This is a genomic window from Pseudomonas sp. H9 (assembly GCF_004353925.1).
Classification (GTDB): domain Bacteria; phylum Pseudomonadota; class Gammaproteobacteria; order Pseudomonadales; family Pseudomonadaceae; genus Aquipseudomonas.
Window position 1 is genome coordinate 157,734 of record NZ_SMOK01000024.1, and the last position, 14,694, is coordinate 172,427.

The 14,694-nt window shown below is 60.1% G+C and carries 12 protein-coding genes and 1 pseudogene; 8 read left to right on the forward strand and 5 right to left on the reverse strand.

Annotated features, from left to right (window positions below; translation table 11 throughout):
• Nucleotides 1–62 precede the first annotated feature (62 nt).
• Both hpaR and hpaA read left to right on the forward strand, forming a co-directional pair.
• Nucleotides 63–485: a homoprotocatechuate degradation operon regulator HpaR gene (gene hpaR, locus E1573_RS19265; protein ID WP_133216161.1), complete on the forward strand. Its 423-nt coding sequence runs from the start codon at nt 63–65 to the stop codon at nt 483–485.
• On the forward strand, nt 485–1,384 hold the full coding sequence (gene hpaA / locus E1573_RS19270) for a 4-hydroxyphenylacetate catabolism regulatory protein HpaA (protein ID WP_133216162.1): 900 nt from the start codon (nt 485–487) through the stop codon (nt 1,382–1,384). The genes hpaR and hpaA overlap by 1 nt, the downstream gene beginning before the upstream one ends.
• Before the next feature lie 104 nt (nt 1,385–1,488).
• Here hpaA and E1573_RS19275 read toward each other — a convergent pair whose 3' ends face one another.
• Nucleotides 1,489–2,754: an OprD family porin gene (locus tag E1573_RS19275; protein ID WP_133216163.1), complete on the reverse strand. Its 1,266-nt coding sequence runs from the start codon at nt 2,752–2,754 to the stop codon at nt 1,489–1,491.
• 335 nt (nt 2,755–3,089) lie between these two features.
• On the opposite strand from E1573_RS19275, the gene E1573_RS19280 reads away from it, so the two are divergent.
• From E1573_RS19280 to E1573_RS19295, 4 genes are all read left to right on the forward strand, one after another.
• Entirely contained in the window at nt 3,090–4,109 is a 1,020-nt protein-coding gene (locus E1573_RS19280) for a TRAP transporter substrate-binding protein (RefSeq protein WP_133216164.1), read from the forward strand.
• A gap of 5 nt (nt 4,110–4,114) precedes the next feature.
• A complete protein-coding gene (locus E1573_RS19285; protein WP_133216165.1) occupies nt 4,115–4,648 on the forward strand; it encodes a TRAP transporter small permease in 534 nt (177 codons plus the stop codon).
• Nucleotides 4,645–5,967, forward strand: coding sequence for a TRAP transporter large permease (locus E1573_RS19290; protein WP_133216166.1), 1,323 nt, complete (start codon nt 4,645–4,647; stop codon nt 5,965–5,967). The genes E1573_RS19285 and E1573_RS19290 overlap by 4 nt, the downstream gene beginning before the upstream one ends.
• Nucleotides 5,968–6,048: 81 nt before the next feature.
• Nucleotides 6,049–7,209 carry a Bcr/CflA family multidrug efflux MFS transporter gene (locus E1573_RS19295; protein WP_133216167.1) on the forward strand — a complete coding sequence of 387 codons (1,161 nt, stop codon included), beginning with the start codon at nt 6,049–6,051 and terminating at the stop codon, nt 7,207–7,209.
• Here the strand turns inward: E1573_RS19295 and E1573_RS19300 are convergent.
• Nucleotides 7,196–8,404 (reverse strand): MFS transporter, encoded by a 1,209-nt coding sequence (locus E1573_RS19300; RefSeq protein ID WP_133216168.1) that lies wholly within the window; start codon nt 8,402–8,404, stop codon nt 7,196–7,198. The genes E1573_RS19295 and E1573_RS19300 overlap by 14 nt on opposite strands.
• Nucleotides 8,405–8,668: 264 nt before the next feature.
• On the opposite strand from E1573_RS19300, the gene E1573_RS19305 reads away from it, so the two are divergent.
• The gene (locus E1573_RS19305) at nt 8,669–9,838 is read left to right on the forward strand and encodes a p-hydroxyphenylacetate 3-hydroxylase oxygenase component (RefSeq protein WP_133216169.1); all 1,170 of its coding nucleotides are present in this window, start codon (nt 8,669–8,671) and stop codon (nt 9,836–9,838) included.
• A gap of 56 nt (nt 9,839–9,894) precedes the next feature.
• Nucleotides 9,895–10,833: a p-hydroxyphenylacetate 3-hydroxylase reductase component gene (locus E1573_RS19310; RefSeq protein ID WP_133216170.1), complete on the forward strand. Its 939-nt coding sequence runs from the start codon at nt 9,895–9,897 to the stop codon at nt 10,831–10,833.
• 121 nt (nt 10,834–10,954) lie between these two features.
• Here the strand turns inward: E1573_RS19310 and E1573_RS27275 are convergent, their stop codons facing one another.
• The 3 genes and pseudogenes from E1573_RS27275 to E1573_RS19320 form a co-directional block, all read right to left on the reverse strand.
• Nucleotides 10,955–11,710 (reverse strand): methyl-accepting chemotaxis protein, encoded by a 756-nt coding sequence (locus tag E1573_RS27275; protein ID WP_371925195.1) that lies wholly within the window; start codon nt 11,708–11,710, stop codon nt 10,955–10,957.
• Between the two features lie 102 nt (nt 11,711–11,812).
• A pseudogene (locus E1573_RS27280) lies at nt 11,813–13,078 on the reverse strand (HAMP domain-containing protein); the annotation flags it as partial.
• A gap of 73 nt (nt 13,079–13,151) precedes the next feature.
• Entirely contained in the window at nt 13,152–14,504 is a 1,353-nt protein-coding gene (locus tag E1573_RS19320) for an APC family permease (RefSeq protein ID WP_133216172.1), read from the reverse strand.
• Between the last annotated feature and the right edge of the window lie 190 nt (nt 14,505–14,694).

A 14,694-nucleotide genomic window follows, 5' to 3' on the forward strand; every position in this document is an offset into this window, starting at 1 on the left:
ACACCGGTTGTTGCTTAAATCATTTACTGTTTCCTTTATTTGGCCGGAGAGCCGATAGCCTTATGCCTGTACCTCGTCCCTCACTGACATTGACCCTGCTGCAAGCCCGTGAAGCGGCCATGGGGTTCTTTCGTCCATCGCTCAATCAGCACGGCCTGACCGAACAGCAATGGCGGATCATCCGCATCCTGCGCCAGAACGGCGAACTGGAGAGCTACCAACTGGCCGAGCAGGCCTGCATCCTCAAGCCGAGCATGACCGGCGTGTTGTCGCGCATGGAGCGCGATGGCCTGGTGCGCCGCTGGCGCTCGCCGCAGGACCAGCGCCGCGTGCACGTGGGCCTGACGGAGAAGGGCCAGCAGTGTTTCGTGTCGATGAGTGAAGACATGGAGCGCAACTACCAGCGCATCCTTGAACAGTTCGGCGAAGACAAGCTGCAGTTGCTGCTCGGCTTGCTCGATGAGTTGAAGCAGATCAAGTACTGATGGCAGTCCGGCCGCCTATCCCCAACATCCACATCGGCCAGGCCTACGACCAGCGCTATGCCGATGCCGAAGTGCACTACGAAGCACTGGGCAAGCTGGCGGATTTTTTTGGCCGCAATATGCCCGTGCACCGGCACGACCGGTTTTTTCAGGTGCATTACGTCAAGAGCGGCACGGTCAGGGTGTACCTCGACGACCAGCGTTACCTGCAAGAGGGGCCGATGTTCTTCCTGACCCCGCCGACTGTGGCACATGCCTTTGTCACTGATGCACAGAGTGATGGGCATGTGCTGACGGTCAGCCAGCAATTGGTCTGGCCGTTGTTGGAAGAAAGCGTGGGCCTGGCTGCTGGCGCGCGGATTGCGCCGATCTGCGTGGCGGTGGGCGACCTCGATGAGGCATACGCTGATGAGGTGACGCGTTTGAATCTGTTGTTCGATCAATTGCGCAACGAGTTCGCGGCGAATCAGCCGGGGCGTGCCTTGAGCCTGGAGGCGCTGACGCGCTTGATCTTTATCAGCCTGTTGCGGCTGTCGGCGCGTTCGTTGACTGCGCAGTCGTCGCGCAGCGAAGACCTGCACATTTTTCAGCGATTCAATTTGCAGATTGAAGCGCACTACCTTGAGCATTTACCGCTCAGCCGATACGCGCAATTGTTGGGCGTGACCGAGGCGCGGCTCAACGATGTCTGCCGGCGCATTGCCGACATGCCGTCCAAGCGCCTGGTGTTCGAACGGCTGATGCAGGAGGCCAAACGCTTGCTGCTGTTTACCGGCAGCACCGTGAACGAAATCTGCTACCAGCTCGGCTTCAAAGACCCAGCCTATTTCAGCCGCTTTTTCACCCGCCATGCCGGCGTCACGCCAGGCGAGTACCGCCAGCGCCAACGCACCCTGTAGGAGCGGGCTTACTGTAGGAGCGGGCTTGCCCCGCGATTGCGATTTGTCAGATACATAGCAATCGCGGGGCAAGCCCGCTCCTACAGCAAGCCTGCTCCCACTGATTACATCAGCGGCAGGGTATAGCCAATGATGATGCGGTTCTCGTCAATGTCCGAGGTCAGGCCACTGCTGGAGCGGAAGGTGGCGTTGCGCAGGCGGATGTTGAGGTTCTTGAAAGTGCCGGACTGGAAGGTGTAGACCAGGTCGGTATCCCGTTCCCATTCTTTACCGCCGCTGACTTTCGCCGTTTCGATGTTACGGCCGTTGACGTAACGGGTCATGAAGGTCAGGCCGGGCACGCCGAGGGCCACGAAGTCGTAGTCGTAGCGGGCTTGCCAGGCATCGGTCTCGGCTTTGGTGAAGGTGTTGACCGTCACCAGGTTGACCGAGTACGGGTCCAGGCCGGGGAAGGCAAAGTCGCCATCACCCGACAGGCTCTGATAGCCCGCGCCGAATTTATGCGCACCGATACCTAAGGTCAGCATGCCGTTGAAGAAACGGTTGTCGATACGCCCAGCGTCGACGCGGCCAGCGCTGCGATAGCGATGGTCGCCACTTTCACCCGTGTCGAAATAGCGCAAATCGGTTTTCAGGCTAATGCCTTCGGCCAGGGTAGCGTTGTGTACCAGGCCGGCGTAGTGCTGCTGGTAGATGTTGTCCATCTGCGCATAGTAGTAACTGGCAACCAGGCTTGGGGTGATTGCATAGCTACCACCGGCCAGGTCGAGGTGCGCGCTTTCGACACCGTTGTAGTTCATCTCGTCATTGCTCGACGAGTCACGAAGATTGACCTTCTCCAGGCGACCGGCGTTGAGGGTCAGGCCACCGATTTCCTGTGAATTCAGCAGGGTCCCGGCGTAGGTGGAGGAGAGCAGGCGAGTGTCGTTGTAGGCCGCTACCGGCAGTATTGGCTGCAAGGTGCCGACCTTCAACACCGTCTTCGACAGCCGCACCTTGGCCGTCAACCCCAACTCGCTGTAGGTATCGTCCGGCTCCAGGCTGTCGGCGCCATAGGCCAGCAGGCCGGTACCGCGACGGTCACGGCTGGAGTCAAGCTTGATGGCGGTTTCACCAATGGCATCCAGGCCGAAACCCAGCGTGCCTTCAGTGAAGCCCGACTCCACCCGTGCGGTGAAGCCTTGCGCCCATTCCTCGGCCTTGGCCTGAGGCGCGTTGCTTTGCCGGAAATCACGGTTCATGTACATGTTACGGGCTTCGAGGCTGGCCTTGGTGTCGCTGAAGAAGTCGGCAGTCGCCACCTGGCTGAAGCCGCAGGCGGTACCAAACAGGCAGACGAGGGCCGGGGTAGTGCGGGGCATCCTGATCATTGTTCTTGTCTCTAGGATTGGTGTTGGCGTGTCTAAACGGCATTGGGTCCTTGGGCCGTGTCTAATCATGTAGCCATATTGTTAAGTTATTAACAATGGTCTTTTTCATGGGATGAAAAGATCTAAACGCCTTTTTTGCTTCGAAAAAATGAATTAAGCAATTGATAAATAACAATAAAAATAGATTTTTCGAAACGATGAAGTCTACGTTCGATTGTCACGACGGCGCGCAGGGTGGTTGACAATCTCTGTCAAAAAATTAACTTATTAACGTATTCCGCTTCCTCAGCGCTATCGCACCAGCGTGGCCACAACAACAACACGGAGCTAACACTATGAAAACAATGACAATTGCTGCCCTGTTCCTGGCCATGGCGGGTACGGCGTCGGCCCAGGCCGAAACCGTCACCCTCAAGATCGCTCACTTTCTGCCCTCGACCTCCAATGCTCAGGCCAACATCATCGAGCCGTGGTGCGAACAGCTGCGTCAGGAGTCGAACGACCGCATCAAGTGCCAGCTGTACCCGTCGATGCAACTGGGCGGTACCCCGGCCAAGCTCGCCGATATGGCGCGCAATGGCGTAGCGGACATCGTCTGGACGGCACCTGCCTATTCAGCCGGTAAGTTCCCGCGCGTCGAAGCGCTGGAGTTGCCGTTCGTTCTGCCCTATGGCGGCAAGGCCGGTAACGAAATCATCTGGAAGTTCTACGAGCAGTACGCCAAAGACGACTTCAAAGGCTACAAAGTGCTGGTGGTGCATGGCGATGGCGGCATGAGCCTGCACACCCGGGGCAAGGCGGTGCAGACCCTGGCCGACCTCAAAGGCTTGAAGTTGCGGGCGTCGAGCCGTACTGCGGCAAAAACCGTCGAGAGCCTGGACGCAACACCGGTGAGTATGCCGCCAGCTCAAATGACTGAAGCCATATCCAAAGGTGTGGTCGACGGTGCCCTGGCCGCCTGGGAAGTGGTGCCCGCGACCAAGCTCGACGAAGTTACCCAGTACCACAGCGTGACCCCGGCCGGGCAGCCCGCCTTTGGCTACACCGTGCTGGCTATGCTGATGAACCAGCGCAAATTCGACAGCTTGCCGGCCGATCTGCAAGCGATCATCGAGCGTAACAGCGGCAAGGCGTTGTCCGAGCGCTTCGCCACGGCCTGGGACAAAGCTTCCGATGCAGCCTATGCCGCGACCCCGGCGGCCGGGCTGGTGAGTATCGATGCCAACGCTTACAGCCAGATGCAGGCATCGGCAGCAGGCGCGGTGCAGCAGTGGATCAAGGAAGCCAATGAGAAAGGCCTGGATGGCAACGCGCTGGTACAGGATGTACGCAGCCTCTCCGGCCTGGCGCAGTAATCGCTATGCAGGAATCTCTGACTATCGAGTTCGATGCCGAGCAGCATCGTGGCTGGGCACGTCGCACCTTGTTGTGGGTGACCCAGGGCTTTGCCATGGCGGGCGGTCTGCTGTTGATCGGCCTGATCGCCATGTCGATGGTGTCCATTATCGGGCGCAAGCTGTTCTCCATGCCGGTGCGTGGTGACATGGAACTGGTCGAGGTGGGGGCCGCGATTGCCATCGCGGCGTTCCTGCCGTTGTGCGAGTTACGTGGCACCCACATCAAGGTGGATGCGCTGACCTCCTGGTTGCCGGCTGGGGTGCGCGACACTCTGGACGGCATCGGCCACCTGTTGTGTTGTGCCGCTGCGTGGATCCTGGCTTGGCGCACCTGGCTGCAGATGCTGGAAAGCCGAGAGTTTGGCGATACCACCACGCTGTTGTCATTCCCGCTGTGGATCCCCTTGTTGCTCATCGTGCCCAGCCTGGTGCTGCTGGGTTTGTGCGCCCTGGCGCGTGTGCAGGATATCTGTCGTAAAGCCGGGAGGCGTTCATGAGCGGTCTGGTATTGGGGCTGATTGCCCTGGGTATTACCACAGGCCTGTTGTTGCTGCGGGTGCATATCGGCGTGACCATGCTGGTCGGTGGTGCCGCGTGCTTCTGGGCAATCAACGATGGTGACCTGTCGAGCCTGTTGTACACCCTCAATTCGTTGGCTTACTCGCGCTTGTCCAACTACGACCTGGCGGTGATCCCGCTGTTCGTGATGATGGGGCAGTTCGCCACTCACGGCGGCTTGTCACGGGCGATTTTCCGCTGTGCGGCTGCGTTCATCGGTCACTGGAAAGGCGGCATGGGCCTCTCGGCCATCGGTGCCTGCGCCGGTTTCGGAGCGATCTGCGGCTCGTCTCTGGCGACGGCAGCGACCATGAGCCACGTAGCGTTGCCGGAACTGCGCCGGCACAACTACTCCGGACGCCTGGCTACCGCCACTGTGGCGGCGGGCGGCACGCTGGGCATTCTGATTCCGCCGTCGGTACCGTTGATCATCTATGCCGTACTGACCCAGGAATCGATTGCCAAGCTGTTCGTCGCGGCCATCGTGCCGGGCGTGGTGGCGATCATCGGTTACATGATCGTGCTGCGCATCATGGTTTCGCGTGATGAAAGCCAGGCGACCGTATCGCCCAAGGCTTCGGCGGTCGAGCGGGTTAAGGCACTGATCGCGGTGTCGCCAGTGATTGGTGTGTTCCTGGTAGTGATCGTCGGTATTTACGGCGGCTGGGCCAACCCCACCGAGGCAGCGTCCATCGGTGCGGCAGCTTGCGGCCTGCTCGCGGTGTTCCAGGGCGGGATGCGTTGGAGCGGGTTCCGCGCCAGTATGCTCGGCACCGCCGAAACCACGGCGATGATCTTCCTGGTGCTGCTAGGTGCCGACCTGCTCAACTCGGGCCTGGCGCTGACCCAGATGCCTGGCGAGCTGGCCGCCTGGGTGATTGGCAGTGGCCTGGCGCCGATGCTGGTACTGCTGATCATTCTTGGCCTGTACTTGCTACTGGGCTGCGTCATGGACTCGCTGGCAATGATCCTGCTGACCATTCCGATCTTCTACCCGATGATCATGGGCCTGGACTTCTTCGGCATGAGCGAAACCGACAAGTCGATCTGGTTTGGCATCCTGGCGCTGATGGTGGTGGAGATCGGCCTGATCCATCCGCCGTTGGGGATGAACCTGTTCATCGTTCAGCGCACTGCGGGGGATGTGCCATACGGTGAAACCGCTCGGGGCATTGTGCCGTTCCTGTGTTCCGACCTGTTGCGCATCGCCTTGTTGGTGGCCTTTCCGGGCTTGAGCCTCTGGTTGCTGGCGTTTTAAGTGGTCATCGCGGGGCAAGCCTGCTCCCACAGGTTGAGAATCTGTGGGAGCGGGCTTGCCCCGCGACGCTTTGGAGTCCCCATGCCCCACCGTTTGATTGTTCTGCTCGCCGCCCTGGTGGCCTTCGGGCCCCTGTCTATTGATATGTACCTGCCCAGCCTGCCACTGATTGCCACCGATCTGCGGGCCAGCGAGCAGCAGATCCAACTGACCATCAGTCTGTTCCTCGCCGGTTTCAGCCTAGGCATGTTGTTCTACGGGCCGCTGTCCGACCGCTTTGGTCGACGCAATCTGCTGCTGGCCGGGATTGTCCTGTACATGCTCGCCAGTGTCGGTTGCGCCCTGGCCAGCGGGCCGGGCCAGTTGATTGGCTGGCGCCTGGTGCAGGCGTTGGGCGGGGCGGCAGCGTCGGTGCTGGCACGGGTCATTGTCCGTGACCTGTTCCCGCTCAACGACGCCGCTCGGGTACTGTCGCTGATGCAGCAGGTGACCATGATCGCCACGCTGGTGGCGCCACTGTTGGGCAGTTACTTGATGCTGTGGAGTGGCTGGCGTGTGCTGTTTCTGGTGCTGCTCGGCTTTGCCGGTGTGTGTCTGCTGTTAGTGATGCGCTACATCCCGGAAACCCATCCACCACAGGCACGCGGTGCTTCGCTACTGAGCGTGTTCAAAGCCTATGGCGACATTGCCCGTACGCCGCAGGCGTTGGGCTACATCCTGTGCATGGGCCTGACCTTCGCCGGAATGTTTGCGTTCATCACCGCTTCGCCCTTCGTCTACATCCAGTATTTTGGCGTGTCCGCACAGCACTATGCCTGGCTGTTTGCCCTGAACATTGCCGGGATCATGAGCATGAGCTTCATCAATGCGCGTTGGGTCAGGCGCCTGGGGTCGCAGCGCATGCTTGGCTTTGGCGCAACGTTGGCTGCGGGCGCTGGTATTGCATTACTGGTGTGTGCTGGTACTGCGCTGGGAGGTCTGCCGGCACTGGTGCTGTGTGTGCTGCTGTTCGTCAGCGTAACCGGCCTGGTCGCGGCCAACTGCCTGGCCTGTTTGATGGCGATTTTCCCGCGTCAGGCCGGGGCGGCTGCCGGGTTGGCAGTTGCCCTGCAATTTGGCCTGGGCACCTTGGCCAGTGCGCTGGTCGGTGCCCTGTACGACGGCAGCCCCTGGCCGATGGCGCTGGTGGTGGGCGGTGCCGGTATGGGCGCCTTTCTGGCCTACCGCCTCAGCCGTGGCTGATGCCTGGGCGGCGCACGGCCCAGGCGCAGTAGACCAACAGCAATGCGCCGGCACCGAGCAACACCGTCGGTGCTCCCAACTGTGCGGCAACAAGGCCGGCCAGCAAGCCGCCAATGGCGTCAAACCCGAAGCGTGTCGAGGTGTACAGGGCTACCACCCGACCCCGTAGCGCTTCCGGTGCCTGGCTCTGCAGCACGATGTTGGTGCCGACATTGCACAGGGTAATGCCAAAGCCCAGCGCAGCCATGGCCAGCAGTGACAACCACAGCTGCGTGCTGGCGGCGAACACCAGCATGGCCAGGGCGCTGCTTGCCGCACTGGCCAGTATCAAGCGCTCCATTGGCGTGGTGTTGCGATGGCCGGCCAGCACCACACTGGCGGCCAATGACCCCAGCCCGGCGGCACCCCACAGCCAACCGAGGGTGCGCGCGTCTCCGGCAAAAATGTCGCGGGCAAACACCGGTAGCAGTACCACGTAGGTAGAAGCGGTGAGGTTGATCACCATCACACTGAGCATCAGTTGCTTCACGTGAGGGGTGTCCAGCGCATAGCGCAATCCCTCGCGGAACACATTGCCAAACGAACCGCTGGCCCGTGGCGAGGGCAACTGGCGTACACAGGCCAGGCCGATCACCAAGGCCAGATACGACACGGCGTTAAGGGTGAAGCACACCGCTTCGCTGACCACCGCCAATAGCAGCCCGGCCAATGGCGGGCCGATAAAACGTGACAGGGTGAACAACATGGCGTTGAGGGCCAGGGCGTTGGGCAGGTCTTGACGGTCGTCGACGAACTGGCTGAGCAACGACTGGCGCAGCGGCGTGTCGACCGCATTGAGTATGCCGAGCAGCACAGCCATGAGCACGATCAGCGTCGGCCCGATCAGTTGGCTGGCAGTCAAACCGGCGAGGATCAGTGCCTGCACCGCGAGGGCTGATTCCACCATGATCAGCAAACGGCGCTTGTCATGTCGATCAATCCAGGCACCGGCAAACGGCCCCACCAGCAATTGCGGAATCAGTGCGGCGAAGGTGGTCAGGCCGAGCAGGGCGACCGAGTCGGTCAGCCGGTAAATCAGCCAGCTCAATGCCACCTGCTGAATCCAGGTTCCCAGCGTGGAAATCGCGTGGCCGAAGAAATACAGGCGGAAATTGCGATGGCGCAGAGCGCGCAGGGAGCTGGGCCAGTGACGCATGACAGAGAACCGCTCCGGAGCAAGAAGGGGGCGTTATCGTACTGGGTTCGTTGCCTTGTTAACAATTTTTTTGAACCGGTAGGAGCGGGCTTGCCCCGTGATGCGATCTGACTGACAAACCGCAATCGCGGGGCAAGCCCACTCCCACCCAAAAAGCCATGGAAAGTGCAATGCAGAGTTCGAAATGTCCATTTTTAGCACTGTTCGGGCTGCGCATAATCCTCCTCAGAACTAAGCGAATTTCTAACAACAAGGTCGCTCACAATGAAAAAGCCAACGCCACTCCTTGAGGCCCTCAAGGAGATCCTCCCTGCCATCGCCGCCAATGCCGCTCAAGCCGAGCAAGACCGTATGGTCCCGGCTGAGAACATTGCCATGCTCAAAGGCATTGGCCTGCACCGTGCGTTTCAGCCCAAGCCGTTCGGTGGCCTGGAAATGTCCCTGCCGGATTTCTGCGACTGCATCGCTTTGCTGGCCGGCGCCTGCGCCAGTACCGCCTGGGCCATGAGCCTGTTGTGTACCCACAGCCACCAACTGGCGATGTTCCCCAAGCAATTGCAGGATGAAATCTGGGGCGCTAACCCGGATGCCACTGCCAGCAGTTCGATTGCGCCGTTCGGCAAGGTGGAAGAGGTCGAAGGGGGTGTCATGTTCAGCGGCCAGATGGGCTGGAGCAGTGGTAGCGACCACGCCGAATGGGCAATTGTCGGCTGCCGCCGGGTGAATGCCGAGGGCGCCCAGGATTACTGCTTCGCTGTGCTGCCACGCAGCGACTATCAGATTCTGGATGACTGGTATGCCGTTGGCATGAAGGGCAGCGGCACCAAAACCCTGTCGATCGACAACGTGTTCGTCCCTGAACACCGCATTCAAAAAGCCAAGGACATGATGGAAGGCAAGTCGGCCGGCTTTGGTTTGTACCCCGACAGCAAGATCTTCTACACCCCCTATCGTCCGTACTTCGCCAGTGGTTTCGCCACCATCAGCCTGGGTATCGCCGAGCGTATGCTTGAGGCGTTCAAAGAGAAAACCCGCAACCGCGTACGTGCCTACACGGGCGTCAATGTCGGTGTCGCCACCCCAGCGCTGATGCGCCTGGCCGAATCGACCCACCAGGTCGCCGCCGCCCGGGCGTTCCTGGAGAAGACCTGGCGCGACCACGCCGAGCATGGCGAGCGCCATGAGTACCCGAGCCGCGAAACCCTGGCGTTCTGGCGCACCAACCAAGGTTATGCGGTAAAAATGTGCGTGCAGGCGGTCGATCGCCTGTTTGAAGCCGCAGGCGGTACTGCCTGGATGGAAAGCAACGAGCTGCAGCGCTTGTGGCGCGACTCGCACATGACCGCAGCCCATGCCTACACCGACTATGATGTCTGTTCACAGATTCTGGGGCGTGAGTTGATGGGGCTTGAGCCTGACCCCAGCATGGTTTGAAGCCATACGCTCATTTTTGAATCGACCTGCCGGGTTCGCCCGGCCCTGAGGGCATCATGAATAACCCACAAGAAGCGGGCTTCGATCCGCGCGCCTTTCGCCGTGCCTTGGGCAATTTCGCTACTGGTGTGACGATCATGACCGCCGCCGTTGGCGGTCGCAAAGCCGGCGTCACGGCCAACAGTTTCAACTCGGTTTCATTGGACCCGGCACTGATTCTCTGGAGTATCGACAAACGCTCCACCAGCTACGACGTGTTCAATGATGCCAGCCACTTCGCGGTGAACATCCTGGCGGCTGACCAGATTGATTTGTCCAATCAGTTCGCCCGCCCCAAAGACGACAAATTTGCCGGCATCGACTACGAAGAAGGTGCCGGTGGCGCACCGCTGTTCAGTGACTGCGCAGCGCGCTTTCAGTGTGAAATGCATCAACAAGTAGACGGTGGTGATCACTGGATTCTGATTGGCAAAGTGATCGCCTTTGACGACTTCGGTCGATCGCCGCTGCTTTATCACCAAGGGGCTTATTCCTCGGTGCTGCCGCACCCGCGCCTGACGTCGCGACCTGAAGGTACCGGCAAGAGCGCCTTTCAAGGGCGGTTGAGCCATAACCTGTATTACCTGATGACCCAGGCGGTACGCAGCTACCAGGCGGACTACCAGCCGCGCCAACTGGCTACCGGCTTGCGCACCAGCGAGGCGCGTATGCTCATGGTGCTGGAGAACGATGCCGGCCTGGACATGAACGGCTTGCAGCGTGAGGTGGCGATGCCCATGCGCGAGATTGAACAGTCGGTGGATATTCTCAAGCGCAAAGGCCTGGTCGAAGACCTGGCTGGCGGTTGCTTTGGCCTGACGCCTGCGGGTGTCGAACAGACCGAAGCGTTGTGGACCATTGCTTCCGAGCAGCAGGGCAGGGTGTTTGCCGGTTGTTCTGCGGAGCAGATCGAAACCTTCAAACACATGCTCAAACAAGTGATCGGCACCTGCTGACGTAGGTGGGAGCACTGTCTTGCTCAGTGGGAGCGGGCTTGCCCCGCGATTGCAATCTACCAGCCACATTGCATCGCGGGGCAAGCCCGCTCCTACAGCAAGTCTTCTTCCATCGAGGCGGTTACACCTTGAACGTCGCCATCAAGCTCTGCTGGTGATTGGCCAGGCGGTTCAAGGCCTGGCTGATCTGCGCCGATTCCTGCGCCTGCTCAGACAACGACTCGGTCACGTCGCGAATACTCGCTACGTTGCGGTTCACTTCTTCAGCCACTGCGCTTTGTTCTTCAGCAGCAGAGGCGATTTGCAGGTTCATGTCGGTAATCACCGCCACCGCATCGCCAATCCGTTGCAACGCCGGCACTGCTTGCTCGGCCTGGGCCACGCTGCCCTGGGCCTGGCGATGACTGCTGTGCATCGAGCCCACCACCTCGCGGGTACCTTGTTGCAAACCTTCGATCACTGTACGGATCTCTTCGACCGAGTCCTGGGTACGTTTGGCCAGGTTGCGCACTTCATCGGCCACTACAGCAAAGCCGCGGCCAGCTTCACCGGCACGTGCCGCTTCGATGGCCGCATTCAGGGCCAGTAGATTGGTTTGCTCGGCAATGGCGCGGATTACTTCAAGCACCGAGCCGATCTGCTCACTACGGCTGGCAAGCTGCTGCACTTCTTCCATCCCCGCGTTCATTTCGCAAGCCAGCTGTTCGATGGCACGCGTAGTGCTGCGGATCAGCTCCAGACCTTCGCGTGTGGCCAGATCAGCGCCGCGTGCTGCTTCAGCCGCCTGTGCAGCGTTGCGGGCCACGTCTTGGGCGGTGGCGCTCATCTCGTGCGAGGCCGTGGCTACCTGGTCGACTTCACGGTATTGCTGCTGCATGCCCGCACTGGTCTGGCTGGCAATCGCCGCCGATTGGTCAGCGGTGCCGCGTGCATCTTGTACTGAGGCTTTGACGTTGGCGATCACCGGTTGCAGTTTGTCGAGGAAGCGGTTGAACCAACTGACCAGCTCACCCAGTTCATCCTTGCGCGTATAGTCCAGGCGGCGGGTCAGGTCGCCTTCGCCGCTGGCGATGTCTTTGAGCATCGCCGCCACACCGAGGATCGGACGCGTCACCCCGCGCGCGGTCATCCAGATCACGATCAGGCCCAGCACCGCAGCGGCCAGAGCCATCAGCAGGCTGTTAAGGTTGGCGCTGCTGTTGTGCGCATCCAGGCGTGTGGTCAGTTCAAGGGCAGGCGCCTGCAGCACTTGCTCTGGCACTTCCAGCAATACACTCCAGGGTTGTGCGCCGGGGACCGGGGCAAACGACTGGCTGACCTGGAGCATGCCGTTGTCGCTGAACTCAGCCGCTTTGCCCGCACGCATCTGCTGCGACAGGGCTGCGGCTTGCTGGCCGAACACCGCTTCAAGGGTCTTGCTTAACTGCTTACCATCACGGCTGTGCCCGGCCAGCAGGCCCGCAGGGCTGACAATGCTGACCTGACCGTTACCGTCAAACAAGTCCTGACGGCCGTCCAGGCTCAACTGCTGCAAGTTGTCGAGGCTGATGTCCAGGCCCATCACGCCAATCACCTTACCGTCTTGCTTGAGTGGGATGGCAATGCTGGTCATCAGCGGCGTGCGGTCGCCGACGGTATCGAAATACGGGTCAATGACGCAGGCTTCACCGGTTTCCAGCGGGCAGGTCAGCCAGCGGTTGTAAGGAAAGCCGTTGGCACCAAGACTGGTGTCGGCCAGCATGGATTCGGGCATGGCCTCTGACTCCAGCTGACCGGGTTGCGGTTGCGACCAATACAGCGAAAAGCGTCCGGTTTCATTGCTGCCCAGCTCGGCCTGGTCGGTGAACGCTGCGTCTTTGCCATCCAGCGCGTCGGGCAGGAACACCAGGTACAGGCCCAGCAGTTCAGGGTTATCACCCAACGCGGTATGTGCTTGCTGGGTGAGCTGCTGGCGCAGGTTGTCGGCGCCTTGGGCCTTGAGCACCATCATCAGGTGCGCGACACCATTGCCATACAGATAAGCGTCCTTGAAGTAGCGCTGGATGCGCACGGCTTGCAACTGGGCATAGGTGTGCAAGCGCAGGCGGGCGTTCTGGTCGAGCAGTTGTGTGCTGGCGCTGTTCACCAGCGCAGCGCTGCGGGTGGATTGAAACAACGCGGCCCCCATCAGCAGTACCACGATGGTCAGCAGGCAAAAGCCGGCGAGCAGGGTGATCTTCCATTGAATGAGCAGGCTGCGCAGCATGGTGACGTCCTTGTGATTTCAGGGAAGTGGACAGTAAAAGGCCCATCGAAATCGACGGGCCATGTTCATAGATTTACTCGGCAATGAAACTCGGTGGTGCAACCTTGAAGGCTTTGGTCAGGTACGCCAGGTACAGCACACCTAACGCCGCCCAGACCCCACCGAACATCAGCGAGTGCTCATCGAGGTCCAGCCACAAGATGGCGATGATGCAAAAGCCTATGGTCGGGACCACCAGGTACTTGAACTTGTCGGCCAGGGTCTTGCTGCGGCCTTCTCGCAAATAGCAGTGAACGATGACCGAGAGGTTGACGAAGCTGAACGCAACCAGGGCGCCGAAGTTGATCACCGAGGTGGCGGTGACCAGGTCGAAGAAAATCGCCGACAGGGAAATGAACCCGACGATGACGATGTTCACCGCTGGAGTTTTCCACTTGCCGTGCAGGCGTCCGAAGTAGCGTTTTGGGATGACGTTGTCGCGGCCCATCACATACAGCAGGCGCGACACACTGGCCTGCGACGCCAGGCCGGAGGCCAGGGTATTGATGAACGTGCAGCAAATGAAGATCGACTGGAACAGCTTGCCACCCACATACAAGGCGATTTCCGGCAGGGCGGCTTCATGATCCTGGAAACGGTCCATGTTCGGGAAGAACGACTGGATGTAGAACGACACGACGATGAACACCAGGCCACCGATCAGCGCGATCAGGAAGATTGCCCGCGGAATCACCTTCTCGGCGTTTTCGGTTTCTTCCGACAGTGTGGTTACCGCATCGAAGCCCAGGAACGAGAAACACAGGATGGTGGCACCGGCGACCAGTGCGTTGAGGTGCGTGTCTTCACCGGCAAACGGTAGCAGGCTCCAGCTGGTGCCCAGGCCTTCGCCGTTGTGCAGGCCGCGAATGGTCAGGTAAATGAACACCCCGATGATGACTGCCTGGATCGCCACGAACAGGGTGTTGAAGTTGGCCACCAGGTTGATGCTGCGGATGTTGATCAGGCTCATGATGGTGACAAAGCCCACGACCCAGGCCCATGCCGGGACCTCCGGGAACATCACTGACAGGTAGAGCTTGGCCAGCAAGGCGTTGACCATCGGCAGCAGCAGGTAATCGAGCAATGACGACCATCCCACCAGAAAGCCCACATGCGGGTTGATCGCCCGGCGGGTGTAGGTGTAGGCCGAGCCGGATTCAGGAAAACGGCGCACCAGGGTGCCGTAGCTGACAGCGGTGAAGAGAATGCCGAGCAGGGCCAGCACATAAGCGCTGGGCACATGCCCATCGGTGATACCAGAGACAATGCCGAAGGTGTCGAAGACGGTCATCGGGGCGATGTAAGCCAGGCCGATGATGACCACTTGCCAGAGTTTCAGGGTTTTCTTGAACTGGGTGCCGGAGGCAGTGACGTTGTTACTCTGCATGCGGGGTGTGCTCCTGATTCCGGAAGGAGCGGGCGCTTGCTATCGCTGTCTTGCGGGATGAAACGGTGAGAACGCGTCCTTGGTTCTCTTTGTTAGGTGCGCGTGAAAAGACTGGCATCATGGATGGCACTTGCCCGAATGTATTTGGAATTATTTTTTTGGAGCGATGAGGCAGGTGGACCTTAAGAAG

Bases quoted from the DNA above. Each gene is read 5' to 3' on its own strand.
- hpaR (WP_133216161.1), top strand. From the start codon at position 63: ATGCCTGTACCTCGTCCCTCACTGACATTGACCCTGCTGCAAGCCCGT.
- hpaA (WP_133216162.1), top strand. From the start codon at position 485: ATGGCAGTCCGGCCGCCTATCCCCAACATCCACATCGGCCAGGCCTAC.
- E1573_RS19275 (WP_133216163.1), bottom strand. From the start codon at position 2,754: ATGATCAGGATGCCCCGCACTACCCCGGCCCTCGTCTGCCTGTTTGGT.
- E1573_RS19280 (WP_133216164.1), top strand. From the start codon at position 3,090: ATGAAAACAATGACAATTGCTGCCCTGTTCCTGGCCATGGCGGGTACG.
- E1573_RS19285 (WP_133216165.1), top strand. From the start codon at position 4,115: ATGCAGGAATCTCTGACTATCGAGTTCGATGCCGAGCAGCATCGTGGC.
- E1573_RS19290 (WP_133216166.1), top strand. From the start codon at position 4,645: ATGAGCGGTCTGGTATTGGGGCTGATTGCCCTGGGTATTACCACAGGC.
- E1573_RS19295 (WP_133216167.1), top strand. From the start codon at position 6,049: ATGCCCCACCGTTTGATTGTTCTGCTCGCCGCCCTGGTGGCCTTCGGG.
- E1573_RS19300 (WP_133216168.1), bottom strand. From the start codon at position 8,404: ATGCGTCACTGGCCCAGCTCCCTGCGCGCTCTGCGCCATCGCAATTTC.
- E1573_RS19305 (WP_133216169.1), top strand. From the start codon at position 8,669: ATGAAAAAGCCAACGCCACTCCTTGAGGCCCTCAAGGAGATCCTCCCT.
- E1573_RS19310 (WP_133216170.1), top strand. From the start codon at position 9,895: ATGAATAACCCACAAGAAGCGGGCTTCGATCCGCGCGCCTTTCGCCGT.
- E1573_RS27275 (WP_371925195.1), bottom strand. From the start codon at position 11,710: ATGCAGCAGCAATACCGTGAAGTCGACCAGGTAGCCACGGCCTCGCAC.
- E1573_RS19320 (WP_133216172.1), bottom strand. From the start codon at position 14,504: ATGCAGAGTAACAACGTCACTGCCTCCGGCACCCAGTTCAAGAAAACC.